Source organism: Gemmobacter caeruleus (assembly GCF_008271655.1).
In the GTDB taxonomy this organism is placed as follows: Bacteria; Pseudomonadota; Alphaproteobacteria; order Rhodobacterales; family Rhodobacteraceae; genus Gemmobacter; species Gemmobacter caeruleus.
This window is the reverse complement of record NZ_VKKX01000011.1, coordinates 669,225-692,248: the sequence shown is the minus strand read 5'-3', so window position 1 is coordinate 692,248 and position 23,024 is coordinate 669,225. Positions and strand designations below refer to the sequence as shown.

Annotated in this window: 28 protein-coding genes and 1 other RNA gene; 8 read left to right on the top strand and 21 right to left on the bottom strand. The window is 68.1% G+C overall.

The features are described from left to right. Positions 1-155: 155 nt before the first annotated feature. A complete protein-coding gene (locus FOA17_RS06055; protein WP_149140550.1) occupies positions 156-1,385 on the top strand; it encodes a 3-deoxy-D-manno-octulosonic acid transferase in 1,230 nt (409 codons plus the stop codon). Here FOA17_RS06055 and thpR read toward each other — a convergent pair. Together thpR and FOA17_RS06045 are read right to left on the bottom strand one after the other, a co-directional pair. Next, positions 1,370-1,912 carry an RNA 2',3'-cyclic phosphodiesterase gene (thpR, locus tag FOA17_RS06050; protein ID WP_149140549.1) on the bottom strand — a complete coding sequence of 181 codons (543 nt, stop codon included), beginning with the start codon at positions 1,910-1,912 and terminating at the stop codon, positions 1,370-1,372. The genes FOA17_RS06055 and thpR overlap by 16 nt on opposite strands. Beyond that, the gene (locus FOA17_RS06045) at positions 1,909-3,027 is read right to left on the bottom strand and encodes an arginase family protein (protein WP_149140548.1); all 1,119 of its coding nucleotides are present in this window, start codon (positions 3,025-3,027) and stop codon (positions 1,909-1,911) included. The genes thpR and FOA17_RS06045 overlap by 4 nt, the downstream gene beginning before the upstream one ends. A gap of 301 nt (positions 3,028-3,328) precedes the next feature. Here FOA17_RS06045 and FOA17_RS06040 point away from each other — a divergent pair, with 301 nt between their 5' ends. Continuing rightward, complete coding sequence (locus tag FOA17_RS06040; RefSeq protein WP_149140547.1) at positions 3,329-3,835, top strand: NUDIX hydrolase; 507 nt, start codon at positions 3,329-3,331, stop codon at positions 3,833-3,835. Between the two features lie 70 nt (positions 3,836-3,905). Further along, complete coding sequence (locus tag FOA17_RS06035) at positions 3,906-4,325, top strand: DUF1178 family protein (RefSeq protein WP_149140546.1); 420 nt, start codon at positions 3,906-3,908, stop codon at positions 4,323-4,325. A gap of 85 nt (positions 4,326-4,410) precedes the next feature. On the opposite strand, the gene FOA17_RS06030 is transcribed toward FOA17_RS06035, so the two are convergent. Together FOA17_RS06030 and FOA17_RS06025 are read right to left on the bottom strand one after the other, a co-directional pair. Continuing rightward, a complete protein-coding gene (locus FOA17_RS06030) occupies positions 4,411-5,064 on the bottom strand; it encodes an FG-GAP repeat domain-containing protein (RefSeq protein WP_238991728.1) in 654 nt (217 codons plus the stop codon). Between the two features lie 50 nt (positions 5,065-5,114). Beyond that, complete coding sequence (locus tag FOA17_RS06025; RefSeq protein WP_149140545.1) at positions 5,115-5,438, bottom strand: 2Fe-2S iron-sulfur cluster-binding protein; 324 nt, start codon at positions 5,436-5,438, stop codon at positions 5,115-5,117. Between the two features lie 170 nt (positions 5,439-5,608). Between FOA17_RS06025 and FOA17_RS06020 the strand changes: the two genes are divergently transcribed. From FOA17_RS06020 to FOA17_RS06010, 3 genes are read left to right on the top strand one after another with little or no spacing between them, the layout of a single operon-like run. Then, positions 5,609-6,151 (top strand): peptidoglycan-binding domain-containing protein, encoded by a 543-nt coding sequence (locus tag FOA17_RS06020; protein WP_149140544.1) that lies wholly within the window; start codon positions 5,609-5,611, stop codon positions 6,149-6,151. Beyond that, positions 6,148-6,783: an HD domain-containing protein gene (locus FOA17_RS06015; protein ID WP_149140543.1), complete on the top strand. Its 636-nt coding sequence runs from the start codon at positions 6,148-6,150 to the stop codon at positions 6,781-6,783. Before FOA17_RS06020 ends, FOA17_RS06015 begins: the two co-directional genes overlap by 4 nt. After that, complete coding sequence (locus tag FOA17_RS06010) at positions 6,783-7,328, top strand: L,D-transpeptidase family protein (protein ID WP_149140542.1); 546 nt, start codon at positions 6,783-6,785, stop codon at positions 7,326-7,328. Before FOA17_RS06015 ends, FOA17_RS06010 begins: the two co-directional genes overlap by 1 nt. Positions 7,329-7,416: 88 nt before the next feature. On the opposite strand, the gene FOA17_RS06005 is transcribed toward FOA17_RS06010, so the two are convergent. The 4 genes from FOA17_RS06005 to FOA17_RS05990 all read right to left on the bottom strand — a co-directional run bounded on the left by FOA17_RS06005 (position 7,417) and on the right by FOA17_RS05990 (position 11,212). Further along, the gene (locus FOA17_RS06005) at positions 7,417-7,806 is read right to left on the bottom strand and encodes an acyl-CoA thioesterase (RefSeq protein WP_149140541.1); all 390 of its coding nucleotides are present in this window, start codon (positions 7,804-7,806) and stop codon (positions 7,417-7,419) included. Positions 7,807-7,935: 129 nt separating this feature from the next. After that, positions 7,936-9,414, bottom strand: a complete 1,479-nt coding sequence (locus FOA17_RS06000; RefSeq protein ID WP_149140540.1) for a DegQ family serine endoprotease — start codon at positions 9,412-9,414, stop codon at positions 7,936-7,938. Between the two features lie 151 nt (positions 9,415-9,565). Beyond that, positions 9,566-10,279, bottom strand: a complete 714-nt coding sequence (gene trmB, locus FOA17_RS05995) for a tRNA (guanine(46)-N(7))-methyltransferase TrmB (protein ID WP_149140539.1) — start codon at positions 10,277-10,279, stop codon at positions 9,566-9,568. A 63-nt stretch (positions 10,280-10,342) separates the two neighbouring features. Continuing rightward, entirely contained in the window at positions 10,343-11,212 is an 870-nt protein-coding gene (locus FOA17_RS05990) for a LysR family transcriptional regulator (protein ID WP_149140538.1), read from the bottom strand. Between the two features lie 114 nt (positions 11,213-11,326). Between FOA17_RS05990 and FOA17_RS05985 the strand changes: the two genes are divergently transcribed. Together FOA17_RS05985 and FOA17_RS05980 are read left to right on the top strand one after the other, a co-directional pair. Continuing rightward, positions 11,327-11,548, top strand: coding sequence for a DUF1127 domain-containing protein (locus FOA17_RS05985; protein ID WP_238991727.1), 222 nt, complete (start codon positions 11,327-11,329; stop codon positions 11,546-11,548). 118 nt (positions 11,549-11,666) lie between these two features. Then, positions 11,667-12,455, top strand: a complete 789-nt coding sequence (locus tag FOA17_RS05980) for a Bax inhibitor-1/YccA family protein (protein WP_149140537.1) — start codon at positions 11,667-11,669, stop codon at positions 12,453-12,455. Positions 12,456-12,598: 143 nt separating this feature from the next. On the opposite strand, the gene rpmG is transcribed toward FOA17_RS05980, so the two are convergent. From rpmG to FOA17_RS05915, 13 genes are all read right to left on the bottom strand, one after another. Continuing rightward, a complete protein-coding gene (gene rpmG / locus FOA17_RS05975; RefSeq protein ID WP_011750518.1) occupies positions 12,599-12,766 on the bottom strand; it encodes a 50S ribosomal protein L33 in 168 nt (55 codons plus the stop codon). 122 nt (positions 12,767-12,888) lie between these two features. Beyond that, a complete protein-coding gene (locus tag FOA17_RS05970) occupies positions 12,889-13,599 on the bottom strand; it encodes a DUF533 domain-containing protein (protein ID WP_149140536.1) in 711 nt (236 codons plus the stop codon). A gap of 72 nt (positions 13,600-13,671) precedes the next feature. After that, an RNA gene (rnpB, locus tag FOA17_RS05965) (RNase P RNA component class A) lies at positions 13,672-14,100 on the bottom strand. 12 nt (positions 14,101-14,112) lie between these two features. Further along, on the bottom strand, positions 14,113-14,802 hold the full coding sequence (locus FOA17_RS05960; protein WP_238991726.1) for an N-acetylmuramoyl-L-alanine amidase: 690 nt from the start codon (positions 14,800-14,802) through the stop codon (positions 14,113-14,115). Positions 14,803-14,804: 2 nt separating this feature from the next. Next, on the bottom strand, positions 14,805-15,473 hold the full coding sequence (locus FOA17_RS05955) for a hypothetical protein (protein WP_149140535.1): 669 nt from the start codon (positions 15,471-15,473) through the stop codon (positions 14,805-14,807). Positions 15,474-15,541: 68 nt separating this feature from the next. Further along, positions 15,542-17,023 carry an Asp-tRNA(Asn)/Glu-tRNA(Gln) amidotransferase subunit GatA gene (gene gatA, locus FOA17_RS05950; protein ID WP_149140534.1) on the bottom strand — a complete coding sequence of 494 codons (1,482 nt, stop codon included), beginning with the start codon at positions 17,021-17,023 and terminating at the stop codon, positions 15,542-15,544. Then, positions 17,020-17,307, bottom strand: a complete 288-nt coding sequence (gene gatC / locus FOA17_RS05945) for an Asp-tRNA(Asn)/Glu-tRNA(Gln) amidotransferase subunit GatC (RefSeq protein ID WP_149140533.1) — start codon at positions 17,305-17,307, stop codon at positions 17,020-17,022. Before gatC ends, gatA begins: the two co-directional genes overlap by 4 nt. A gap of 73 nt (positions 17,308-17,380) precedes the next feature. Then, entirely contained in the window at positions 17,381-18,451 is a 1,071-nt protein-coding gene (locus tag FOA17_RS05940) for an AbrB family transcriptional regulator (RefSeq protein WP_238991725.1), read from the bottom strand. Continuing rightward, positions 18,405-18,704 (bottom strand): DUF4387 domain-containing protein, encoded by a 300-nt coding sequence (locus tag FOA17_RS05935; protein WP_149140532.1) that lies wholly within the window; start codon positions 18,702-18,704, stop codon positions 18,405-18,407. Before FOA17_RS05935 ends, FOA17_RS05940 begins: the two co-directional genes overlap by 47 nt. Then, positions 18,701-20,062, bottom strand: a complete 1,362-nt coding sequence (locus FOA17_RS05930) for an acyclic terpene utilization AtuA family protein (RefSeq protein WP_149140531.1) — start codon at positions 20,060-20,062, stop codon at positions 18,701-18,703. The genes FOA17_RS05935 and FOA17_RS05930 overlap by 4 nt, the downstream gene beginning before the upstream one ends. Position 20,063: 1 nt before the next feature. Then, the gene (locus FOA17_RS05925) at positions 20,064-21,590 is read right to left on the bottom strand and encodes a tripartite tricarboxylate transporter permease (RefSeq protein WP_149140530.1); all 1,527 of its coding nucleotides are present in this window, start codon (positions 21,588-21,590) and stop codon (positions 20,064-20,066) included. 3 nt (positions 21,591-21,593) lie between these two features. Then, positions 21,594-22,034, bottom strand: a complete 441-nt coding sequence (locus FOA17_RS05920; RefSeq protein WP_149140529.1) for a tripartite tricarboxylate transporter TctB family protein — start codon at positions 22,032-22,034, stop codon at positions 21,594-21,596. Next, positions 22,034-22,993, bottom strand: a complete 960-nt coding sequence (locus tag FOA17_RS05915) for a Bug family tripartite tricarboxylate transporter substrate binding protein (protein ID WP_149140528.1) — start codon at positions 22,991-22,993, stop codon at positions 22,034-22,036. Before FOA17_RS05915 ends, FOA17_RS05920 begins: the two co-directional genes overlap by 1 nt. Between the last annotated feature and the right edge of the window lie 31 nt (positions 22,994-23,024).

Here is a 23,024-nt window from a genome sequence, read left to right as displayed (position 1 = left end):
CGTTCGGTGGCACCCTGCCCGCCGGCCTCGGGCGCCGCATTGATTTAGATCAATTCTAATTCCAATTCCAGATTATACCCGCCGCAGCGCATCCGGCTTGCGCGGCAGGGGCGCTGTGGCTATGCCGCAGGGGATCACCGCGCCGGAGGGGCATCTTGGGTCTCTATCGCCTTCTGCTCAGGCTGCTGATGCCTGTCCTGATCCTGCATGTGCTGGGGCAGCGGCTGCGCGGGCGCGTCGGGGCCGGTGCGCTGCGCGAAAGGCTGGCGCTTGGCGCGGCGGAGGGGGCCGATCTGTGGCTACATGGCGCCTCCAACGGGGAACTGACCTCGGTCCGCTGGCTGCTGGAGCGGCTGCTGGCCGAGACGCCGGGGCTGCGCATCATCGTCACCTGCAACAGCTGGACCGCGCGCGCGATGGTTGCGGGCTGGGGCCTGCCGGGGCTGCGGGTGCGGCTGGCGCCCTTTGACAGCCCCAGCGCGGTGCGGCGCTTCATCGCGGCCTGGCGCCCCCACGCGCTGATCCTGATCGAGAGCGAACTTTGGCCCGAACGCATCGCCCGCATGGCCGAACGCGGGCCGGTGATCGCGCTTGGCGCGCGCATGTCCGAAGGGTCGGCGCGCAACTGGCGGCGGGTGGCGGGCGGGCTGGCGGCGGCGATGCTGGGGCGGATCGCGCTGCTCTCGGCACAGGATGCCGGGTCGGAGACGCGGTTTCGCGCCCTCGGCCTGCCGCAGGATCGGATCGCGCCGCGGCTGATGCTCAAGGCCCGGGCCACGGGGCAGGCGGCAACCCTGCCCTTTGCCCCCCCCGCGGCGCGGGCGCGCCTCCTGCTCGCGGCCTCGACCCATGCGGGCGAAGAGGCGGTGATCCTCACGGGTTTCGCCCAGGCCCGCGAGGTCTTTGACCTGCTGATCCTCGCCCCGCGCCACCCCCGCCGCAGCGCCGAGGTGGCGGATGCGATCCGCGCCAGCGGCCTGTCCCATGCCACCCGATCCGCCGGCGAGGTGCCGGGGCCGGGCACCGCCGTCTATCTGGCCGATACGCTGGGCGAGATGGACGCGTGGTATGCAATGGCCGGCGCGACGGTGATCGGCGGCACCTTTGGCGATGCCGGCGGCCATACGCCCTATGAACCCGCCGCCCATGGCTCGGCCATCCTGCACGGTCCGGGCACCGCGAATTTCCGCGAGGTCTTTGCCCGGCTCGATGCCGCCGGCGCGGCGCTTGCCGTCACGGCAGAAACGCTGGGCCCCGCGCTGAGGGGCCTGACCCCGGCGCGGCAGGCCGCGCTGGCCGCCGCCGCCCCGGCCGTGCTGGCCCCGGCGGACGAGGCCGCGCTGCTGGCGGCGCTGCGGCCTCTGCTGCCTCAGCCCAGCGAATAGCTGGTCAGCAGGTCATAGCGCGGCCCCCGCGCCCGGGGATAAGACGCATAAAGGCCCAGTTCGGTGACCGGCCATGGCCCGGCGGAAAAGCCCTGCTGCGCCACCATCGCCGCCTCAAGCCGTGCCAGCAGATCCGGGGCGGGCGTGGGAAACCGCCCCAGCGTCACATGCGGGGTAAAGCCCGCGCTTTTCACCGCGATGCCCGCGCGCACCGCCACCTGCGCCACCTTGGCTTGCAGCCGCATCAGCGGATCCGAGGGCGCAATCCCCGCCCAGACCAGCCGCAGCTTCGCCCCGCCAAAGCCGTTCACCCCGGTCAGCCGCAGGGTGAAGGGCGGCATGTGCAGCGCCTCCAGCCCCTCATGCACCTCTTGCAGCACATGATCGGGCTGATCGCCGAGAAAGGCGAGGGTCAGGTGAAAATCCTCCGGCTCCACCCGGGCGGGCAAGGGCAGGCGCATCTGCACCAGCCGCAGGGCGGCATGCAGGTCTTCGGGCAGTCCAAGGGCGATGAAGCTTCGGGTCATCGGCGCTCCAGCAAGGCAAGGCGGTCGCGCAGTTCGGCGCGCACTGGCCCCGGGCGCGGGGCGTCGAGGAGCGTGGTGTAAAGCGGCTCGGGCGGCAAGGGGCGGCCGCCGCCGCGCCAGTCCAGCCCGCGCAGCACCGCCTCCGCTGCCGGGGGAAGCCGGTCGGGCGGCGCATGGCCCGCGATCAGCCCCCAGATCGCCGTCCACAGCCGCCCGACCGCCCAGGGGTGATAGCCGCCCCCGCCGGTCACGATCACCCGCGGCGCCAGCGGCAACAGCGCGGCCAGCGTCGCCAGATAGGCGCGGTTCGACAGAGCCAGCCGCGACAAGGGATCCTCGGCCAGCGCATCGGCGCCACACTGGATCACCAATGCCTCGGGCGCATGGGCGACAAGGCGCGGCACCAGCAGCCGGGCGCAGACCTCGGCCGCCTCGCTATCATTATAGCCGCGCGGCACCGGCAGGTTGAACACCTGCCCCGCGCCGCGATCCGCCACCCCGCCGGTAAACGGCCAGCGCCCCTCTTCATGCACCGAGATCAGCAGCACCTCGGGCGCATCGGCAAAGGCGGCCTCCACCCCGTCGCCGTGATGGGCATCAAGATCGACATAGGCCAGCCGCCGCAGCCCGGCATGCTGCAAAGCCCGCAGCCCCAGCACCAGGTCATTGAGGTAACAAAACCCCGCCGCCCGCCCGGCAAAGGCGTGATGCGTGCCCGCCCCCGGCACATGGATCACCCCGGCAGGCGCATGGGCCAGCGTCTCGGCCGCCCAGATCATGCCCCCGGCGCCGGTGGCGGGGCGGCGGAACATCTCGGGATAGGCGGGGTTCGACGGGGTGCCAAGACCAAAGCGCCGCGCCCAATCCGCCGGCAGCGCCCGGCCCGCGCGGGTCAGCGCCTCGGCCTGTTCCAGCGCGGCGATATAGGCCGGGTCATGCCAGCCCGTCAGCGCGGCGGGGCGCGCGCGGGGGCTGCTGCGATACTGCGCGGCCGGCAGCCAATCGAGCGCCCGGGCCAGATCCATCACGGTCGAGACCCGCGGCACCCGCAGCGGATGGCCCCCGCCATAGGACGAGCCGCGATAAATCTCCGATCCGAGGAACAGCGGCGTCATGCGGCGCCCGCAGACAGGAAAACCATGGGGAGTGCCGACCTTCCTTCTGCCCGGATCCGGCGCCGATCATCAACGCGCCGCGCGGGCCGGTCAACCGCCGATGCGGCGCGCCTGCCGCCCCGACGCCGCGTCTGGTCAGCATGGGGTTGAAATCCCGCGCAAAGGCTTCATACTTTGTCAATAGGACAAGGCGACACTGGGAACCAATCCAGGGCGCCGCCCGATCCGGCCAGACGCAGGCGATGCGGCACGCGGCCGGGGCGGGTTTGGTAAACGGTATCCGAAGCAGGCAGGCAGACCCGTGACTGGCCAGACATCCCCGAAGGCCCCGCCTCGCGCGGCCGAGGCGCCCGACGCCCGTGACATCCGCACGCAATATGCGGCGCTGTGCTGGCGCCCCGCGCTCAAGGGGGGCGCGGGGGTAGAGGTGCTGCTGATCACCAGCCGCGATACCGGCCGCTGGGTGATCCCGAAGGGCTGGCCGATCCGCGACCTGAACCCCGAAGCCTCGGCCGCGCGCGAGGCCTGGGAGGAGGCGGGGGTCGAGGGCGAGCCCGATCCGCATTGCCTGGGGCTTTATTCCTATGACAAGGGCCTGGGGCCGGAACGCAGCCCCCTGCCCTGCGTGGTGGCAGTCTATGCGCTCAAGGTGCGCGGGCTGGCCGACCGCTTCCCTGAAAAGAAACAGCGCCGCCGCAAATGGTTTCGCCCGGAAAAGGCCGCCCGCAAGGTGGCCGAGCCGGAACTGCGCGCGCTGCTCAGTTCGCTGGCGAACTGGCCCGGGCACGAGGCCGCAGCCCGGGGCTGAGCAACGCGGGCAGTTGCATTCCGACGCCGCAAGCGCCATGTGGAGAGAACAGCTTTCCGGCAGCACTGGCATGATCCGCTACGCCCTGACCTGCGCCGAGGGACACAGCTTTGAAAGCTGGTTCCAGTCGGCCACCGCCTTTGACACGCTGCAGGCGCGCGGCCTGGTCGCCTGCGCGATCTGCGGCAACAGCACGGTGGAAAAGGCGCTGATGGCGCCCTCGGTCGCGGCCAGGACCGAAACCGGCGCCGCGCTGCGCGACCAGAACAGCCCGCAGGAACAGGCGCTGGCCGCGCTGCGCCGCGAGATCGAGGCGAAATCGGAATATGTCGGCACGGAATTCGCCACCGAGGCCCGCCGCATGCATGAGGGCGAGGCACCGGAACGCGCCATCCATGGCGAGGCAAAGCCCGACGAGGCGCGCCGCCTGATCGAGGATGGCGTGCCGGTGCTGCCGCTGCCATTCCTGCCCGGCCGCAAGACCAACTGAGCCGGGGCAAGGGGGCTGTCTGCCCCCTCTTGGGCCTGCGGCCCAATTCACCCCCGAGGATATTTTTGAACAGATGAAGGGTGGATCAATTCGCGCAAGCCAGCGCCCGGGCCAGCCCCGCATCCGTGGCGGGCTGGTTCAGCGGGCGTGGCGGCATATCGAGGCGCAGCGCGACCAGGCGGCCCGTCGCATCGGGCAGGACAAGTTCGGCCCCCGCGCCGCAATCGCGGCTGCCGCTGAGGATGCGTTCCTCGCCGATGCGGTGATTGGCATAGCCCGGCAGGCGGGCGACCTCGGTCAGCTGCGGGCCATCAAGCCGCAGGAAGACCAGTTCCCGCCGCAGATGCGGGCGATCGACATAGGCGATCTCGATCCGGCCATCGCCGTCAAAATCGCCCGCCCCCGCCGGTGCCAGCCAGCGATGCGTCTGGCCGATCGGGGCGGTGGCGGCGAGGCGCCCCGCGGGCCCGTAGATCGCCAGCGCCGCACCGCGCGCGATGTCGGTTTCGACCACCACCGCCTCGGGGGCGCCATCGCCGGTCACATCCCACAGGCGCGGCGCGACATCCTCGAACACATGGGTTTCGGGCAGGCGAAAGCGGCGCTCCTCGGGCGCGCAATCGCCGCAGGCGCGCAGCGTCAGGACAAGCGCGCCATGGTCGCGCAGCCGCCCGAGGATGTGATGATCATAGCGCGCGACCGGCTCGGCATAGCGGGCCGCGACCAGGGTCTCTGCCACGGCGGGCCAAGCCCCCGCCGCAAGCCAGAGCCCCGCCAGCAGGGCGCGGATCAGATCTGTTTTTCCGGCAGTTGCACGACCAGCCCGTCCAACGCATCGGACACCTTGAGCTGGCAGGTCAGACGCGAGCGCAGCGGATCGGGCTGCCAGGCGAAATCGAGCATGTCCTCTTCCATCGCGTCCTTTTTCGGCAGGCGGTCCACCCAGTCGGCCGCGACATAGACATGGCAGGTCGAACAGGCGCAGGCGCCGCCGCAATCGGCCTCGATCCCCGGCACGCCATTGTCGCGCGCGCCTTCCATGACCGTCAGACCATTCGGCACGTCGATGACATGCTCTTTGCCGTTATGCTCGATATAGGTGATCTTCGCCATCGCAGCGGCCTCTTTCCAGGTTGCTCGCCGCAGACATAGGCCAAAAGCCCGGCCGCTTCCAGCCCGGGCACGACATGGCGCGGCAACATGGCGCCAACCCCTTTCCGCGCCGCAATTTTGTGTCTATGGTGCCGGGTCGAAACGGGCAGAACCCAGGGGCAGACCGACCGATGACCCTCTTGAAGACCGCCGTCCTGCTGGCCCTGCCGCTGCTTGCCGGCTGCACCGGCGGCGGCCCCGCGGCCCCCGGCACCGCCGACCTGTCAAAAGGCGTGATCCGCGTCGCCGGGACCAAGACCCCGCCCCCCCCCTCGCGTCCCGGTCGGTGCTGGACCACCGACATCACCCCCGCCGTGATCGAGACGGTTTCGGAACAGGTGGTCGTGACCCCGGCCGTGACCGATGCGGCGGGCGCGGTCGTCACCCCCGCGACCTATGCGACCTCGACCCATCAGCGCATCCTGCGCGACCGGCAGGCGATCCATATCCGCACCCCCTGCCCCGAGGAACTGACGATGGATTTCATCGCCTCGGTGCAGCGCGCGCTCAAGGCGCGGGGCTATTACCTCGCGCCGCTGACAGGGGCGATGGACGCCGCCACCCTGGACGCCGTCCGCCGTTTTCAGGAGCCGCTGGGGCTCGACAGCCCGGTCCTGTCGCTGGCGGGCGCCAAGACGCTGGGCCTTGTGAAGACGGAGTTGGACGAGCTGTGAGCCTGACCGAACGCGATTACGAGGCTGCGCTGGCCGACCTCTGGCAAGGCCAGTCGGATGCCGCGCATGATATCGGCCATCTGCGCCGGGTCTGGGCCAATTGCCGCCGCATCGCCGCGGCCGAGGGCGGCGCCGATCTGGAGGTGCTCTGCGCCGCCGCCTATCTGCATGACCTGGTGAACCTGCCCAAGGATGCGCCCAACCGGCACGAGGCCTCGGTCCTTTCGGCGCGGGCGGCGGTGGACTGGCTGCGCGAGGCCGGCTTTCCCGCGGCCAGGCTCGACGCGGTGGCCCATGCCATTGCCGCCCACAGCTTTTCCGCCGGCATCGCCCCCGAAACGGCCGAGGCGCGCATCTTGCAGGATGCCGACAGGCTGGAGGCGCTTGGCGCCATCGGCCTTGCGCGGATGTTCGCGGTCAGCGGGCTGATGGGGGGCCAGATCTATGACCCCGACGATCCGCTGGCACAGCACCGCCCGCTGGACGACCGCGCCTTCGCGCTTGACCATCTGGAGGTCAAGCTGTTTCCCATCGTCGCCACGATGCAGACCGCAACCGGCCGCGACATGGCCGAGGAACGCGCCGACTGGGTCGCCGCCTTCCGCACGCGGCTCTTGCGGGAAATCGGCTGATGCGGCGGCGCTGGTGGCTGGGCCTGCCGATCGCCCTGTTGCTGGGCCTGCCGCTTTATACCAAGGCCATGGCGCGGCTCGCCCCCGGCACACCGCCGCCGATGCGCCCGGTGGCGGAACAGGCCGACCGCATCATCGTCGAGAAATCCGCCCGGCGGATGGAGCTGTGGCGCGGCACGACCCGGATCGCCAGCTATGACATCGCGCTTGGCGGCGCGCCCGGCGATGGTCCCAAACGCCAAGAGGGCGATGAACGCACGCCCGAAGGCAGCTATGTCATCGACTGGCGCAACCCGCGCTCGGTCGCGCATCTGAGCCTGCACATCTCCTACCCCGATGCCCGCGACCGTGCGGCGGCGGCGGCGGCCGGGGTCAGCCCGGGCGGCGCGGTGATGATCCATGGTCTGCCGAACGGCTGGGGCGCGCTTGGCAGGCTGCACCGCATGGCGGACTGGACCGATGGCTGCATCGGCGTCACCAATACCGAGATGGAGGCGATCTGGGCGCGGGTGCCCGATGGCACCCCGATCGAAATCCGCCCCTGACCGCCCCCTTCATCTGTTCAAAAATATCCTGCGGGGAGGTCCGGAGGGGTGCAAAACCCCTCCGGCGCTGACCACCCCGCGCCAGGCGTCAGTCGCGCGGGATTGGCCGGGGCCGCCCCTCGGCATCCAGCGCGACAAAGGTGAAGGACGCATCCGTCACCTTGATGCTTTCCGACCCGTAGCGATCGCGTCGCCAGGCCTCGACATGGATGCGCATCGAGGTCCGCCCCATCCCCTCCAGATCGGCGTAAAGCGATACCTCATCCCCCACCTTGACCGGCTTGAGAAAGGTCATCCCCTCTACCGCGATGGTGGCCGACCGGCCGCGCGCCAGCCGGGCGGCCAGATTGCCCGCCGCCAGATCCATCTGCGCCATCAGCCAGCCGCCGAAGATGTCGCCCGAAGGGTTGGTATCGGCGGGCATGGCGATGGTGCGGATCACCGGCTCCGAGGTCGGCGGAAGAACGGGGTCTGTCATGGGCGCTCCTGTCGGTTTCGGCGCAGCATGCCGCAGCCGGGCGGGGCCGCCAAGCAAAAGCGGCGGCTGGTCGCCCCGCCGCCGCCCCGATGATTTCCGCGAACTGTCGCGCCCCTGTTCGCCGTGCGCCTATTCGACCGACAGCGCGACAAAGCGCGGATCACCCTCGCGCCGGATCAAGAGCAGGATCGACTTGCGCCCCGCCTCTTTCGCCTCGTCGATGCGCGCTTGCAGATCCTCGATCCGGGCCACCTTCTGCTGGCCGGCCTCGGTGATCAGGTCACCTTCGCGCAGCCCCTTGGTATAGGCCTCCGAGGTGCCATCGACCTTGGTCACGACAAGGCCGCCCTCATCGCCCTGAAGCCCCAGCTTCTCGCGCAGCTCGGCAGAGACCGGCTCCACCGTCAGGCCCAGCAGCTCGGCCTTGGCCGGCGCCTGCGGGGTGCCGGGTTTGGCGGCGGCGGCCTCGGTCGCCTCGGCCTCCTCGCGGCGGCCCAGCGTCACGGTCAGCGTCTCGGTCTTGCCCTCGCGCAGCACCTCGACCTTGACCGCCTCGCCCACCGGCGCATCGGCCACCCGGCGGGTCAGGTCGCGCACATCCTTGATCGGCTTGCCGTCGAACAGCGTGATCACATCGCCCGCCATCATGCCGGCCTCCTTGGCCGGGCCCTCGGGCACATCGGTGATCAGCGCGCCCACGGCGCCATCGCCCAGGCCCATGGCCTCGGCCACGTCGGGCGTCACGTCCTGGATGCGCACACCCAGCCAGCCGCGCCGCGTCTCGCCAAATTCGCGCAGCTGGTTCGTCACCTTCTGCACCACATTCGACGCCATCGAAAAGCCGATCCCGATCGAGCCGCCGGTGGGCGACAGGATCGCGGTATTCACCCCGACCACCTGCCCGTCCATGTTGAACAGCGGCCCGCCCGAATTGCCCTTGTTGATCGCGGCATCGGTTTGCAGGAAGTCGTCATAGGTGCCCTGCAATTCGCGCCCCCGCGCCGAGACGATGCCCGCGCTGACCGAAAAACCCTGGCCCAGCGGGTTGCCCATGGCCATGACCCAATCGCCCACGCGCATCAGATCGCTGTCGCCAAAGCTGACAAAGGGCAGCGCCTCGGGGCTTTCGACCTTGAGCAGCGCGATATCGGTCTTGGGATCGGTCCCGACCAGCTTGGCCGGCAGGCGCTTGTGCGAAAAGAACTCGATCTCGATCTGGTCCGCGCCCTCGATGACGTGATTGTTGGTGACGATATAGCCATCCTCCGAAATCACGAAACCGGAACCGAGCGCCTCGGACCGGCGCGGGCCGGTATCGCCGTTGCGGTTCTGGAACTGGTCGAAGAAATCCTGAAAGGGCGATCCCTCGGGCAGTTGCGGCATCGACTCGGTCGAGGCTTCGACCACCGCCGAGGTGGTGATGTTCACCACCGCCGGGCTGATCTTTTCGGCCAGATCGGCAAAGCTCTCGGGGGCGCCCCGGGCCTCGACGAAATGCGCGGGGCCCATGGCCACGGTCAGGCCCAGCAGCAGGGCCCCCATCATCCGCACCGCCCGCTGCCGCGGGGCGAGGGCCGGAACATCCAAGGAAATCGCTCTGGATTGCACCGCAGAACTCCTTTCGGTCGCAAGAACGTGCCCGGCCTCCCGCCGGGCTTGGTCACAGCAAACAGCTAGGATGCCGGGAACGCAATGCAAACCCCGGTCGCGCGCCGTCAAACGGATGTGATTCATTGTTTCAGTCGCGGCCAGCGCGGCTTCAGCCCTGCCGGCGGAAGGTCAGGTAATGCGGGTCGCGCCCCTCGCGCAGCGCCTTTTGTTCATAGCGCGTCGAAAGCCAGTCCTCCCAGGCGGCGCCCTGGCCGAAACCGGGGCCGGCCTTTTCGACCAGATCGAAGCCCGCGACCGGCACTTCCTCCAGCGTCTGACGGACATAATCGGGGATATCGGTCGCCACCCGGAATTCCGCGCCCGGCTTCAGGCTGCGCGCCAGCGGCCCGAGGTAATCGGGCGTCACGAAGCGGCGGCGGTGATGGCGCGCCTTGGGCCAGGGATCGGGGTAGTTCAGAAAGGCCTTTGACACGGTTTCGGGCGGCAGCACGTCGAACAGGTCGCGCACATCGCCCGGATGCAGCGCCAGATTGGTGACCCCGGCCGCGCGGATCTTGCCCAGCAGCATGGCAATGCCGTTCACAAAGGGCTCGCAGCCGATCAGGAACACGTCCGGGTAACGCGCCGCCATATGGACCAGATGCTCGCCGCCGCCAAAGCCGACCTCAAGCCAGAGCGGCCGCCCCCCCGTCAGCGCCGCCAGATCCAGCGGCCTGCGCCCCGGGTTCGACTGCACGGTCACACCGTCCAGGCTCAGCTTGCCCAGATCCTCGGCCAGATAGGTCTTCTGGCTGGCGCGCAGGGTCTTGCCATGGGTCCGGCCATAGAAGTTGCGGCGTTCGGGATGGGGGGCGTGGGGCATCGGTCTGTCTTTGCTCAGGCGTGGCGGCGGATCGGGTGGCCCTACCCGCCGCCCCGGCCTGCGTCAAGCCGCCTCGGCCCGCGCCGTGCCGCCATAGGCCAGCCGCAGTTCCGACAACATCGTCTCGATCGCCTCGCCGCGCGCCGTGGGGGCGGCATAGAGGCAGATCGACAGGCTGCCCAGATCGGGCAGGCCCTGCCCCGTCACCTCGGCGGTGCCGGGCGGGCAGCGCCCCTCGATCCGGGCCGAGATCGCCAGATCGGCGGCCACCATCGCCTCGGCGGCCTGTTCGCTGTCGCCCTCCAGCGCGGTTTCCCAGGGCAGGCCGGCGCGATCCAGCGCGCCCTGCGCCAGCGGGCGGAAGATGCAGGTATCCTTGAACGCCAGCCGCAGCGGGCGACGGGTGGCGGCGGCGCCATCCTGCGCGCCGATCCAGACTAGGTTCTGCCGCGACAGCACCTCGCCCTCGGGGCCGGGGCGGTCTTCGGTGGTCAGGATGATGTCGAAATCGCCGCGGGCAAACCCATCGCGCAACAGCATGGTGAAGGACGAGGCCAGATTGACCCGCAGCCGCGGGAACTGCCCGGCCAGCCGCTTCAACACCGCGGGAATCGCCGGATAGACGATGTCATGCGGCACGCCCAGCCGGATCTCGCCCTCAAAGGCGGCAAGGCCCATGCGTTCCAGCGCGGCATCGTTCAGCTCCAGCATGCGGCGCGCATAGCCCAGAAGTTGCTCGCCCTCGGCGGTGACGCTCAGCCGGCGCGCGGCGCGCAGGAACAGCTCCACCCCCAGCCCCTCCTCCAGCCGCTTGATCTGCATCGAGACCGCGCTCTGCGTGAGGTTCAGCAACCCCGCCGCCCGCGTGACCCCGCCCGCATCCACCACCGCGACGAAGGCCCGCAGGGCCGTCAGATCCAGATTGCGCGCCATATCAAGCCTCGTGATTCATGTACCAACAATCATTCATTTTCATTATTAAGCGTCGCCTGTCAATATCACCGTATCGAATGAATACCCCGCAACCCATGACGAAACGGAGTGATCATGTCCGAGATTTCGCACCTTCCCGCCCGCCCCTTCCGCCTGTCGCCGAGCGCCCTGCTGCGCGGCTGGATGGCCCGCCGCGCCTTTCGCCGGTCGCAGCGGCATCTGCTGGCACTGGACCGCCACTTGCTGCGCGACATCGGCCTGACCCGCGCCGAGGCCGAGGCGCTGGCCACCCGCACCGACTGGGACGCGCCGGGCCATTGGCGGCAAAAATCCTGATCCGGCGCAGAGATGCGCCGCACCGCCTTGAAAACCCGCCCGACGCTTCCGATATTGACCCCATAACGCGCGCGCGCAGGATCGCGCGCCATGGAACAGTCTGAACTCGGAGGCACGAATGGCTGAATATGATACCCTTCGCACGGGCACGGTCGGCGCCCGCGCGGCGCAGATCGACCAGGGCCTTCGCGCCTATATGAACAAGGTCTATGGCCTGATGTCGGTGGCCATGGTGATCACCGGCGCGGCGGCCTGGGCCATCGCGGGGCTGGCCGTCACGGGCGATGCGGCCTCAGGTGTGGTGCAGATCGGGGCGGGCGAATACCTCACCTCCTTCGGGGCCGCGCTCTATACCTCGCCGCTGAAGTGGGTGGTGATGTTCCTGCCGCTGGTCTTTGTCTTTGGCCTCAGCGCCATGATCAACCGCCTGTCGCCGGCCGCGGCGCAGCTGGCCTTCTATGCCTATGCGGTCGCCATGGGCGTGTCGCTCAGCTCGATCTTCCTGGTGTTCACCGGCGCCTCCATCGCGACGACCTTCCTTGTGACCGCGATCGCCTTTCTGGGGCTGAGCCTTTACGGCTATACCACCAAGCGCGATCTGGGGCCGATCGGCACCTTCCTCATCATGGGGGTGATCGGGCTTCTGGTGGCCTCGCTCGTCAACATGTTCTTCAACATCGACGGGCTGTCGAGCGTGATTTCCTTCCTCGGCGTGCTGATCTTTGCCGGTCTGACCGCCTATGACACGCAGCAGATCAAGGGCCAGTATCTCGCCTTCGCCCATCAGGGCGATGCGGGGGGCGAGGCCTGGATCGGCCGCTCGGCGGTGATGGGGGCGCTGAACCTCTATCTCGACTTCATCAACATGTTCATGTTCCTGCTGCAATTCCTCGGCAATCGCGACTGAACGAGAACCGCTTGAAACGACCAGAGGCCGGGCCCTGTGCCCGGCCTTTTTCATGCGCGCCCTGCCCCGCCCATGCGCCACCGCAAAAGCAAAAGGGCCGCGGCTTGCGCCACGGCCCTGCAATCCTTGCGGAGCGGCAGATCTTACTTGATCTTGCCTTCCTTGTATTCGACGTGCTTGCGCACCACCGGGTCGTATTTGTTGACCGTCATCTTTTCGGTCATGGTGCGGGCATTCTTCTTGGTCACATAGAAGTGCCCGGTGCCCGCCGTCGAGTTCAGACGGATCTTGATCGTCGTCGGCTTCGCCATAGTCGTCTCTCCTGCATCCGGGGAAACAGCGTCGCCCGGTCTAATCCTTGAAGCCTGCCTTTTACGGATGCGGGCGGCAGAGTCAACAGCGAAAACCCCTGCCGCCCTTGGTTTTTACCGCCTTACAGCGCGGGCTTGCCGGCGCCGGCGTGAATGGTCGCCACGGTGGCGTCATCCAGCCCCAGGGCGCTCGCCAAACCCTTGAGATAGGCGCGTTCCGCGTCGGTATCGACGGTGATCGCCATCAGCGCGGCCGAATAGACCTGCGCCTTGGCGTGATCGCCGACCGAGGCGGCAAAGCCCATGATATCGAGCGGCGCGTCCAGCTCGGCCTTCACGAAGGCGATTTCCTCGTCGCTGGCATCCTTGAGATGCGAGAGAATCGTCGCGCGCTCCTCGGCGTCGATCTCGCCATCGGCCTTGGCGGCCTGGATCATGGCGCGGATCATCAGCTTGGCGTTTTCTTCGGCCGCGGCGCCCAGCGGCGTGGCGCCGGTGATCGCGCCCAGCATTTCGCCCATGTTGCGCGCGCCCGCCGACGCCGCGCCCGTCATCGCCGCCATCAGGCTGCCCAGCCCGGCCTCGGCCTGTTCGGTCGCCTGCGCAGCCTGCGGGCCCAGCTTGCCCATCATGTCGCGCACACCCTGCGCACCGCCCGGGATGCCCAGCTTTTCGGCCATGGCGCCCATCTGGTCAGCCACGCCGCCCGGCGCACCGGCCCCGCGCAGGGCATCCTTCATGCCGGTCATGCCGCCGGCCTGCTGGAACTTCTGCACGCCCTTGGCGGCGGCAAAACCGACAGCAAGCGTTGCAAGGGTCTTGATGAAACTCATGGGATATCCCTCCTGAAGACCGAGTCGCCGCGAAGCATAGCGCAGGCTTGGTCGCCTTCAGGGGGAAAAATGTCGCGCGGATGGCCTGTAAGCCGGATTCTGTCCAAGGCGTCGCCGCCTCTGGATGACCATTCCTCTGCCCCCGCCCTTGCGGACGGGATCTAGCTGCCAACCCGGGCACTCTTGGGCTGAAACGTCCCTTGCGGAGGTCTCCGGCAGGGTTGCCCCTGTGGTCCCGGACCTTTCCGCGCGAGGCCCCTATTCGGCATTGCTCCGGGTGGGGCTTGCCGTGCCGTCCCGGTTGCCCGGTCCGCGGTGGGCTCTTACCCCACCGTTTCACCCTTACCATGTCCGCATCCGGCGGATGCAATCATGGCGGTATCTTCTCTGTGGCGCTTTCCCTGAGGTTACCCCCGCCGGGCGTTACCCGGCACCCTTGTTTCATGGAGTCCGGACTTTCCTCGCACGCCTTGCGGCGCACGCGGTCATCCAGCCATCCGCGCGAGGGGCGGATTACGCCCCGGCGGCGGGCGCGTCAACCGGAAAGCGCGCGGCCAGATCGGCGGCAAGGCGGGTATCGGTCGCATCCAGCGGCCCGGTCGCCCAAGGGCGGAAGCGCAGCCGAAAGGCCGCAAGCAAGGCATCCTCCGGCGCGTCGGGATAGCCAAAGACCCGCAGCGCGGCGATGAAATCGCCCGCCTCGGCGCCCGTATCGGCGCCCTGTTCGGGCCAGACCGAAAGCCCCGCCCGCGCCAGCCGGCGCCAATCGAAATGTGCCCCCGGATCGCCCTTGCGCGTGGGCGCCATGTCGGCATGACCGATCACCCGTTCCGGCGGGATCTGCCAGCGATGCAGGATATCGGCCAGCAGGCGTTCCAGCGCGGCCATCTGCGGCTCGGGGAAGGGTTCATCGCCACGATTGGCCAGTTCGATCCCGATAGAGCGCGAATTGACATCCGTGCAGCCGCCCCAGCCCCCCGCCCCGGCATGCCAGGCGCGCAACTCTTCGGGCACCAGGGCCGTCACCACGCCATCGGGGGCAATCAGGTAATGCGCCGATACTTCGGCGCCCGCATCGCAGAGCCGCGCCTCGGCCTCGGCGCAGGTCGGCATGGCGGTGTAATGGATCACCACCAGATCGGGCAGCGCGCCATGTCGGCGCGGGCCGCGATTGGGCGAAGGGTAGCTGTCGAACGCGGCCACGATTATTGCACGGCCTTGCGGAAGCGCGTCGGATCCCAGGCGCAGGCGAAACCGTCGCCATCGGGATCCAGCCCCTTGCGATCCTTCTCCGGCCCACCGGCATCCAGGAAGGCCGCCTGCGCCTGATCGGGCGAGGGATAGGCGGCGCAGGCCCGTTCGGGGTTGCGCAATTGCAGCGAGCCGCGGTCATAGATCGCCTGCCCCACGCCATTGGTGGTGCTGAGCGCGAATTGCACGATATTGGCCGAATTGCCGGCCCGGGTCGGCAGGTTGGCCACCGGCACCGCCGGCGCCAGCGGCGGCGGGGTGATCGCCGTGGCCATCGGCGCGCCCGTCAGCGGCTGGGCCATGGGATCGAGCGGCGCGCCGACACCCGGCGCAGGCGCCCCGCCTGCATTGTCGATCGCGGCACCGATCCGTTCGGCCGAAAAGCCCGAAGCCGCCGGGGCGGCCGCGCCCAGCGGTTGCCCGGTGGTGACCCCGCCGCCCATGATCGGCTGCGCCCCCGGCGCCACCATCGGCGCGCCGGTGGTCAGCGCGGCCTCGCGCTGAGCGTTGTAGCTGTCATAATCGCCAAAGCCGACGCCCGCGCCCGAATCCGGCACGGTCGGGCCACAGGCAACCAGCGCCAGCGGCGCAAGGGCAATCAGGGCAAGAGAGACGGCGCGCATCGCATATGGTCCTTCGGAAGGGGAACCGGCCCCGGATCGGGGCCGGACTGCGTCTATCGGGCGGGGCCTTACCACCATTTCGCGGGCTTGGAAACAAAGCCCGCCGCACGCTCCAGCACATAGGCGTGATTGAGCAGCGCGCCTTCCTCCCAGGGTTTGCCGATCAGTTGCAGGCCCAGCGGCAGCCCGTCGGGATCAAGCCCGACCGGCACCGACACGCCCGGCAACCCCGCCAGATTCAGCGTCACGGTGAACACGTCGTTGAGATACATCTCCACCGGATTGGCGCTGTGCATCTCGCCCAGGCCAAAGGCCGGGGTCGGCGTGGCCGGGGTCAGGATCGCGTCCACCCCGGCGGCGAAGGCCTGTTCGAAGTCGCGCTTGATCAGAGCCCGCACCTTGCGCGCGCGGTTGTAATAGGCGTCATAGAAACCGGCCGACAGCACATAGGTGCCGATCATCACGCGGCGCTGCACCTCGGCGCCGAAACCTTCGGCGCGGGTCTTTTCATACATCTCGGTGATGCCGTCGCCCGCCGCCAGTTTCGCGCGGTGGCCGTAGCGCACGCCATCATAGCGCGCCAGGTTGCTGGAGGCCTCGGCCGGGGCGATGACGTAATAGGCGGGCAGCGCATATTTCGTATGCGGCAGCGACACTTCGACGATCTCGGCCCCGGCGTCGCGCAGCATCTCGGCGCCCTTGTCCCAGATCTTCTGGATCTCGGGGCGCAGGCCCGGCAGGCGGTATTCCTTCGGAATGCCGATCTTCTTGCCGCGAATATCGCCGGTCAGGGCCGCCTCGAAATCCGGCACGGCGATTTCGGCACTGGTGCTGTCCTTCGGATCGTGCCCGGCCATGGCGCCCAGCATGATCGCGGCATCGCGCACCGATTTGGTCATCGGCCCGGCCTGATCCAGCGAGGAGGCATAGGCGATGATCCCCCAGCGGCTGACGCGGCCATAGGTGGGCTTGATCCCCACGATGCCGCAGAACGCCGCCGGCTGGCGGATCGACCCGCCGGTATCGGTGCCGGTCGCCGCGATGCACAGATCGCCCGCCACCGCGCTGGCCGACCCGCCCGACGACCCGCCCGGGGTCAGTTCGCGGTCATCGACGCGCCAGGGGTTCACCGCCGGCCCGTAGCAGGACGATTCGTTGGACGAGCCCATGGCGAATTCGTCCATGTTCAGCTTGCCCAGCATCACCGCGCCCGCATCGAACAGCTTGGACGTAACGGTGGATTCGTATTCCGGCCGGAACCCCGCAAGGATGTTCGACGCCGCCTGCGAGGGCACGCCCTTGGTGCAGAACAGATCCTTGATGCCCAGCGGAATGCCGCACAGATCGGGCGCATCGCCCGCCTTCAGCCGCAGATCGGCGGCGCGCGCCTGATCGAGCGCAAGATCCGGCGTCTTGTGGACATAGGCGCCAAGCTCGTCGCCCGCATCCATCGCGGTCAGGCAGGCCATGGTCAGGTCGGTCGCCGTCAGGTCGCCCTTGCGCAGCGCGTCACGCGCCTCGGCCAGGGTCAGTTCGTTCGCATTCGTCATTCCACCACCTTCGGCACGGCAAAGAACCCTTCGCGGGCATCGGGGGCGTTCTTCAGCACCTTGTCCTGGATATTGCCGTCGGTCACCACATCGGCCCGGCGCTTCAGCCGCATCGGCGTGACCGAGGTCATCGGCTCCACCCCTTCGACATCCACTTCGTTGAGCTGTTCCATGAAGCCCAGGATATTCGACAATTCGCCCGCCAGCGCCGGCAGGTCGCCATCATCCACCTGGATGCGCGCGAGCTTGGCCACCCGCCGCGCGGTTTCGACATCAATCGACATGGGACATGCCCCTTCTGACAGTTTGCTTCCGTTTAACGGCGCAGGCCCGGGCGTGCAAGGCGCCCGCAGGGGGCTAGGGCCGTCCGGGGCGGTCGAACAGGCGGGAAATCAGCGGCGACAGGGTGATGACGATGATGATGCGCAACAGGTGGTGGCTGACGACATAGGCCAGATCGGCACCGGCGATGATGGCGATGACCACCATCTCGGCCTGCCCCCCCGGCAGATAGGCCAGAAAGGCGTCGAGCGCGGGCGCGAGCCCCAGCCAGACGATCAGTTCGATGAAGATCAGGCTGATCCCGGCCAGCACCAGCGCATAGACCAGCCCCGCCGACACATCGACCCGCAATTCGCGCCAGGTGATGCCGGCATATTTCACCCCGACCGCGATCCCGATGAAGAATTGCGCGGCCTGGATGATCTCGGCCGGGGGGCGGTGCGTGATCAGGCCCGACAGCGACAGGACCGCGGTCAGGATCATCGGCCCCAGGATCGAGGCGCCGAACAGCCCCACTCTTTCGGCGATCTTCCAGCCAAAGAAGCCCGCCGCGACCATGACGCCCACCTCGACCGGGTCGGTGGCGCGCAGCGGCGCGCCGGGGGGCTGCGACAGATCCACGCCCCAGTAGAAGGTCATGATCAGCGGCGCCACGGTGACGATGACCAGCACCCGCGTCGCATGGATCAGCGACAGCGCCCGCACGTCGCCGCCCGCCTCCTCGCCAAAGACCAGCATATCCTGCAAGCCGCCGGGCATGGCGGCATACCAGGCAGTCGGGTGGTCAAAGCCGAAGACCCGGCGAAACAGCGGATAGCCGACCAGTGCGATGACCGCGATGAACAGCGGCACGATGGCAAGCGAGCCCGCCAGATCGGGCAATTCGGCCAGCACCGAGGGCGTGATCGACGATCCGACCGCCACCCCCAGAAAGGTGCGCATGAAGATGCCGAACTGCCCCGCGCCGGCCAGCGGGGCGCCGATCAGCGCGGCCAGCAGGCAGGCCAGCATCGGCCCCAGCAGAAACGGCAGCGGCAGCCCCGCCACCAGAAAGAGCGCCGCCCCCAGGGCGGCCAGCGCAAAGGTCAGTGCGCGGCGTCTAGACGAGGTCATGTTCTTCCAGCAGCGCCGCATATTGCGCGCCATGCATGTCACGATCCGCCGCCGAACCCTGGATCACCGGGCGCGGCAGGCTGAATTTCACCACCCGCAGATCGGGAATGTCAAAGCGCTTGAGCAATTGCTCAGGCACCTGATACAGCCCCGCGACCGTGGCCGTGGCCAATCCTTGCGTCACCCGGGCATAGGCCTCGGGCGTGTCGCAGAAGATGTCGATGGTCACCCAGAACGGCCCGGCATTCTTGGACCGCACCTTCAACACCAGATCGCCCAGTTTCATGCCATGCCCTCCGGGGTCAGGTCGGTGACGGTCAGCCGGAAGGCCGCCATCGGATCGTCGATCCGCATCACGTGGTTCAGCGCGAATTCATACAGCGCGCCGCGGTCGGTGGTGGCCGGCGAATAGGGAAAGGCGAAGGTCGGCAATTCCTCGTCATCGGTCAGCGGGTAATGCAGCACGAAGGGGTTGATCAGCTTGCCGATCTCGGCCGCGATCTCCTGGCTTTGGGCGGTGACGATGCCCAGCACGCCCACCTCGACCGGATCGCCCCGGCGGTTTTCCAGCGGGCCAAGCGCGCCATCGACGCCGATCAGGCGGAATTCCAGATCGTAGGCGTCCCTTTCCAGCCCCATGCGGCTGGCGATTTCGCCATGCAGAAAGCCGGTCAGCCGATCGACCCAGGCCCGGGCATTCGCCACATAATGCGCATTGCGCAGAATGGCGAGAATCGTGGTCTGGTAGCCCGCGACCCGCGCGCCCTCCAGCTTGACCGTATAGGGGCCGGGCACCCAGGCCGACCCTTCGACCCGCACGCGGCGCGCATCAACTGCGGTGTAGCGCGCGCCGGTCACATCCAGATGGCCGCCGGGTTCATACAGGCGGAACGGATCGGAATTTTCATACAGCATATGCGCCGAGACCGAATGCGGCGTGCAGGCCGCACCTTGGGCCAGCGGCTCAACGGTGAATCCGGCCGCGTCGAAATCGACCAGGATCACCCCCGAGGTCGGGTTGGTGGAACACAGCGCGCCGCATTCCGCGATCTTGGCGCCATGCCAGACCCCGCCGGCATGATCGCCCCGCAACAACGGCAATGCGGCGATGGTCGCGGTATCGGTGGTGCGCCCGGCAATGACGATATCGGCGCCGGTCGCCAGCGCCGCCTGAATCTGTTCGGCCCCCGCCAGCGCCACGATATTGCCCAGCCGGTCAAGGTCGATCTCGGGGGCGGGTGTCAGGGGGGCGATGCGGCTCTCGGCCAGCGCCTGGGCGATGCGCGCCTTGGGCTGACTGGAATAGAGCCGCGCAACCTTGACCTTTTGCCCCAGCTCCGCCGCCAGTTCGGCGGTGATGTCGAACATCCAGTCCACCGTGCTGTCGGTGCCGCAGGTGCCGGCGGTGCCGATGACCAGCGGCACGCCCGCGTCGGCCCGCGCCTGCATCAGCAGCCGCCATTCCGCCTTGGACGCGGCGCGCGAATATTTCGACACGCCCGCCCCAAGGCTGAAGGGCCCACTATCCGTGGACCCCCCGTCGATGCAGATGATGTCAGGCCTTGCGGCCACGCCGCGCGCCAGCGCCTTGCGGTCGAAACCCAGCCCCAACACGCCCGAAGGCACCAGAACGCGCGTCGTCATCTCAGTCCTCATTCGCCATCGGATCGGTCTGCGGCAGCGGCGGCTTTTTCAGGAAACGCCGCAGCACCAGCGGGGCAATAAAGCCCAGCACCGCCGCGATCCAGAGCCCGATCGAGATCGGCGAGGAAAACAGGATCTTCCAGTCGCCATTCGACAGGACCATCGCGCGGCGCAGGTTGTCTTCCATCGCATTGCCCAGCAGGATGCCCAGGATCACCGGCACCGTCGGCATGTCGAGCTTTTTCATCACATAGCCCAGCACGCCGAAGCCCACCATCATGAGCATGTCGAAGCCCGACCCGGTCAGCGAATAGATCCCCACAAAGGCGACCATCGTGACCCCCGGCAGCAGGATCCAGGCCGGCACCGACAGGATATGCACGAAGATCTTGACCATCGGCACGTTCATCAGCAGCAGCACGACGTTGGCGATCAGCAGCGCCGCGATCAGCGACCAGACCACCTCGGGCCGTTCGGAGAACAGCAGCGGCCCCGGCGTGATGTTGAGCGTGAGGAGCAGCGCCAGCAGCACGGCCGTGGTGCCCGAACCCGGCACACCCAGCGTCAGCATCGGCACCAGCGCCCCCCCTGCGGCGGCATTGTTGCCGGCCTCGGGTGCGGCCACGCCGCGCGGATTGCCCTTGCCAAAACTCGCCTTGTCGGACGACAGCGACTTTTCGCCCATATAGGCCAGGAACGACCCGAGCGAAGCCCCCGCCCCCGGCAGAACGCCCGCGATGAAGCCGATCCCCGTGCCGCGCAGCATCGCGCCCGAGGTCTGTTTCAGCATCTTCCACGGGATCAGGATCTTGCCCAGCTTCACCCCGATGGCGCTGTTGCTGCCATGGCTTTCGATGAAGAAGAACACCTCGACCACCGCAAACAGACCGACGATGGCGACCAGAAAGTCGATCCCGTCCATCAGGTGCAACTGCCCGAAGGTAAAGCGCGGCATGCCCGTGGTCTTGTCCAGCCCGATCATCGAGATGGCCAGACCGATGGCGGCGGCCAGCGCGGCCTTGGCCTGGTTGTTCGACCCCATGCCCCCAAGCGTGCAGAAGGCCAGCATATAGAGCGCGAAATATTCGGCCGGACCGAACTTGTAGGCCACGCCCGCCAGATAGGGCGCAAAGATCATCAGGCCGACAGTGGCCAGGAACGACCCCACGAAGGACGCCACGCCCGACACGACCAGCGCCTCGGCGGCCATGCCCTGTCGCGCCATCGGATAGCCGTCCAGCGTGGTCATCATCGCCGGTTCATCGCCGGGGATATTGAGCAGGATCGAACTGATCCGCCCGCCATACATCGCCCCGTAATAGACCGAGGTCAGCAGGACCAGCGCCGAAATGGCATCAAGCCCCAGCGAAAACGAAATCGGAATGAGCAGCGCCACCCCGTTCGACGGGCCAAGGCCCGGCAGCGCGCCGATGATGGTGCCGACAAAGGCGCCGATCACCGCCAGCAACAGCGTATAGGGCGAGGCGGCGATCTCGAACCCCATCGCGAGATTGGAAAGAATGTCCATGGCTCAGAACCCCCAGCCGGCGGGCAGGCCGCGCAGCCCCAGCCCCAGAATGATGCGGAACAGCACGAAAAGGCCGATCCCCAGGCCCAGCCCGGTCAGGGCGGCGGGCACGGGGCGGCCGCTGATCTGCCAGCTCAGCACCCCGGCAACCAGGATGGTAGGCAGGATGAAGCCCAGCGGCGTGATGAGAAAGGCATAGGCCAGCAGCATGACCAGCGCGAGGGCAAGCTGCCCCAGCACCGCGCCACTGGGCCAGTCCGCATCCGGGTCGGGTTTCAGCACCATGACCAGCGAACACAGGATCATCACGCCCGCGATCATATAGGGAAAGATCCGCGGGCCGACGGGATCGGACATGAAGCTGGTCTCGATGCCGTGGGCGCTGAGGATATACCCCAGCGCCACAACGATGATGACCAGACCGAAGATACGGTCGCCGCGCATTATTGCAGCAGCCCGATCTCTTTCGAGATCTCCTGGATCTGGGCGATGTTCTCGGTCACGAAGGTTTCGAAATCGGCGCCCAGCACGGTGTAGGGGGCCAGGCCGTTTTCGGCCATCACGGTCTTCCACTGCTCGCTTTCGCCGACCTTCTTCAGCGTATCGACCCATTTGGCATAGGCGTCATCGCTGATCCCCTTGGGCACATAGATGCCGCGCCAGTTCATCGCGACGATATCGACGCCCTGTTCCTTGGCGGTCGGCACGTCGTCAAAGCCCGGCACGCGGGCATCCGACAGCACGGCCACCGCGCGCACATCGCCCGACTTGATGAAGCCGGTGACCTCGGACAGGTCGCCCGTCATGGCCTGGGTAAAGCCGCCAACCGTCTGGGTGATCGCATCGGCGCCGCCATCGAGACCGATATACTTGACCGCGCGGGCGTCTTCGAACCCGGCCTTGTCCATGGTCATCAGGACTTTCAGGTGGTCAAACCCGCCCACGGCCGAACCGCCGGCAAAGGTCACCTTGGTCGGGTCGGCCTTCACCGCCGCGACCAGATCGTTCAGGTTCTGGAAGGGCGAATCCTTCGCGACCACGATGACGCCCGGATCACCGCCGATCGTGCCCACCCAGCGCACCTGGTCGGCGCTGGCGCCGGCAAAGGCGTTCTGCGCCAGGCGCGTCGTGGTGGCCGAAGAGGCGGCCACGAACACTTCGGCATCCTCGTTGCGGTCGGCCACGATCTGCGTGAAAGCCACGCCGCCGCCGGCGCCCGCGAGGTTGGTGACCTGCACCAGATTGGGCGTGATGCCCAGTTCGGTCATGATGCGGCCGATCTGGCGGCAGGTGAAATCCCAGCCGCCGCCGGGGTTGGCGGGGGCGATGCATTCCTCGGCCATGGCCGGCGCCGCAGCCCCCATCAGAAGTGCGGCAAGGGTCGCACGGGTCCAGATTTTCATGTTGTCCTCCCAGACGGTTATTCGCGCCGCA

Bases quoted from the DNA above. Each gene is read 5' to 3' on its own strand.
- FOA17_RS05970 (WP_149140536.1), bottom strand. From the start codon at position 13,599: ATGAGTTTCATCAAGACCCTTGCAACGCTTGCTGTCGGTTTTGCCGCC.
- FOA17_RS05925 (WP_149140530.1), bottom strand. From the start codon at position 21,590: ATGGACATTCTTTCCAATCTCGCGATGGGGTTCGAGATCGCCGCCTCG.
- FOA17_RS05940 (WP_238991725.1), bottom strand. From the start codon at position 18,451: ATGGCGCGCAATATGCGGCGCTGCTGGAAGAACATGACCTCGTCTAGA.
- FOA17_RS06025 (WP_149140545.1), bottom strand. From the start codon at position 5,438: ATGGCGAAGATCACCTATATCGAGCATAACGGCAAAGAGCATGTCATC.
- gatC (WP_149140533.1), bottom strand. From the start codon at position 17,307: ATGTCGATTGATGTCGAAACCGCGCGGCGGGTGGCCAAGCTCGCGCGC.
- FOA17_RS05915 (WP_149140528.1), bottom strand. From the start codon at position 22,993: ATGAAAATCTGGACCCGTGCGACCCTTGCCGCACTTCTGATGGGGGCT.
- trmB (WP_149140539.1), bottom strand. From the start codon at position 10,279: ATGCCCCACGCCCCCCATCCCGAACGCCGCAACTTCTATGGCCGGACC.
- FOA17_RS05980 (WP_149140537.1), top strand. From the start codon at position 11,667: ATGGCTGAATATGATACCCTTCGCACGGGCACGGTCGGCGCCCGCGCG.
- FOA17_RS06020 (WP_149140544.1), top strand. From the start codon at position 5,609: ATGACCCTCTTGAAGACCGCCGTCCTGCTGGCCCTGCCGCTGCTTGCC.
- FOA17_RS05990 (WP_149140538.1), bottom strand. From the start codon at position 11,212: ATGGCGCGCAATCTGGATCTGACGGCCCTGCGGGCCTTCGTCGCGGTG.
- FOA17_RS06010 (WP_149140542.1), top strand. From the start codon at position 6,783: ATGCGGCGGCGCTGGTGGCTGGGCCTGCCGATCGCCCTGTTGCTGGGC.
- FOA17_RS06035 (WP_149140546.1), top strand. From the start codon at position 3,906: ATGATCCGCTACGCCCTGACCTGCGCCGAGGGACACAGCTTTGAAAGC.
- thpR (WP_149140549.1), bottom strand. From the start codon at position 1,912: ATGACCCGAAGCTTCATCGCCCTTGGACTGCCCGAAGACCTGCATGCC.
- FOA17_RS05935 (WP_149140532.1), bottom strand. From the start codon at position 18,704: ATGAAACTGGGCGATCTGGTGTTGAAGGTGCGGTCCAAGAATGCCGGG.
- FOA17_RS05985 (WP_238991727.1), top strand. From the start codon at position 11,327: ATGTCCGAGATTTCGCACCTTCCCGCCCGCCCCTTCCGCCTGTCGCCG.
- FOA17_RS06045 (WP_149140548.1), bottom strand. From the start codon at position 3,027: ATGACGCCGCTGTTCCTCGGATCGGAGATTTATCGCGGCTCGTCCTAT.
- FOA17_RS05955 (WP_149140535.1), bottom strand. From the start codon at position 15,473: ATGCGCGCCGTCTCTCTTGCCCTGATTGCCCTTGCGCCGCTGGCGCTG.
- FOA17_RS05920 (WP_149140529.1), bottom strand. From the start codon at position 22,034: ATGCGCGGCGACCGTATCTTCGGTCTGGTCATCATCGTTGTGGCGCTG.
- FOA17_RS06005 (WP_149140541.1), bottom strand. From the start codon at position 7,806: ATGACAGACCCCGTTCTTCCGCCGACCTCGGAGCCGGTGATCCGCACC.
- gatA (WP_149140534.1), bottom strand. From the start codon at position 17,023: ATGACGAATGCGAACGAACTGACCCTGGCCGAGGCGCGTGACGCGCTG.
- rpmG (WP_011750518.1), bottom strand. From the start codon at position 12,766: ATGGCGAAGCCGACGACGATCAAGATCCGTCTGAACTCGACGGCGGGC.
- FOA17_RS05930 (WP_149140531.1), bottom strand. From the start codon at position 20,062: ATGACGACGCGCGTTCTGGTGCCTTCGGGCGTGTTGGGGCTGGGTTTC.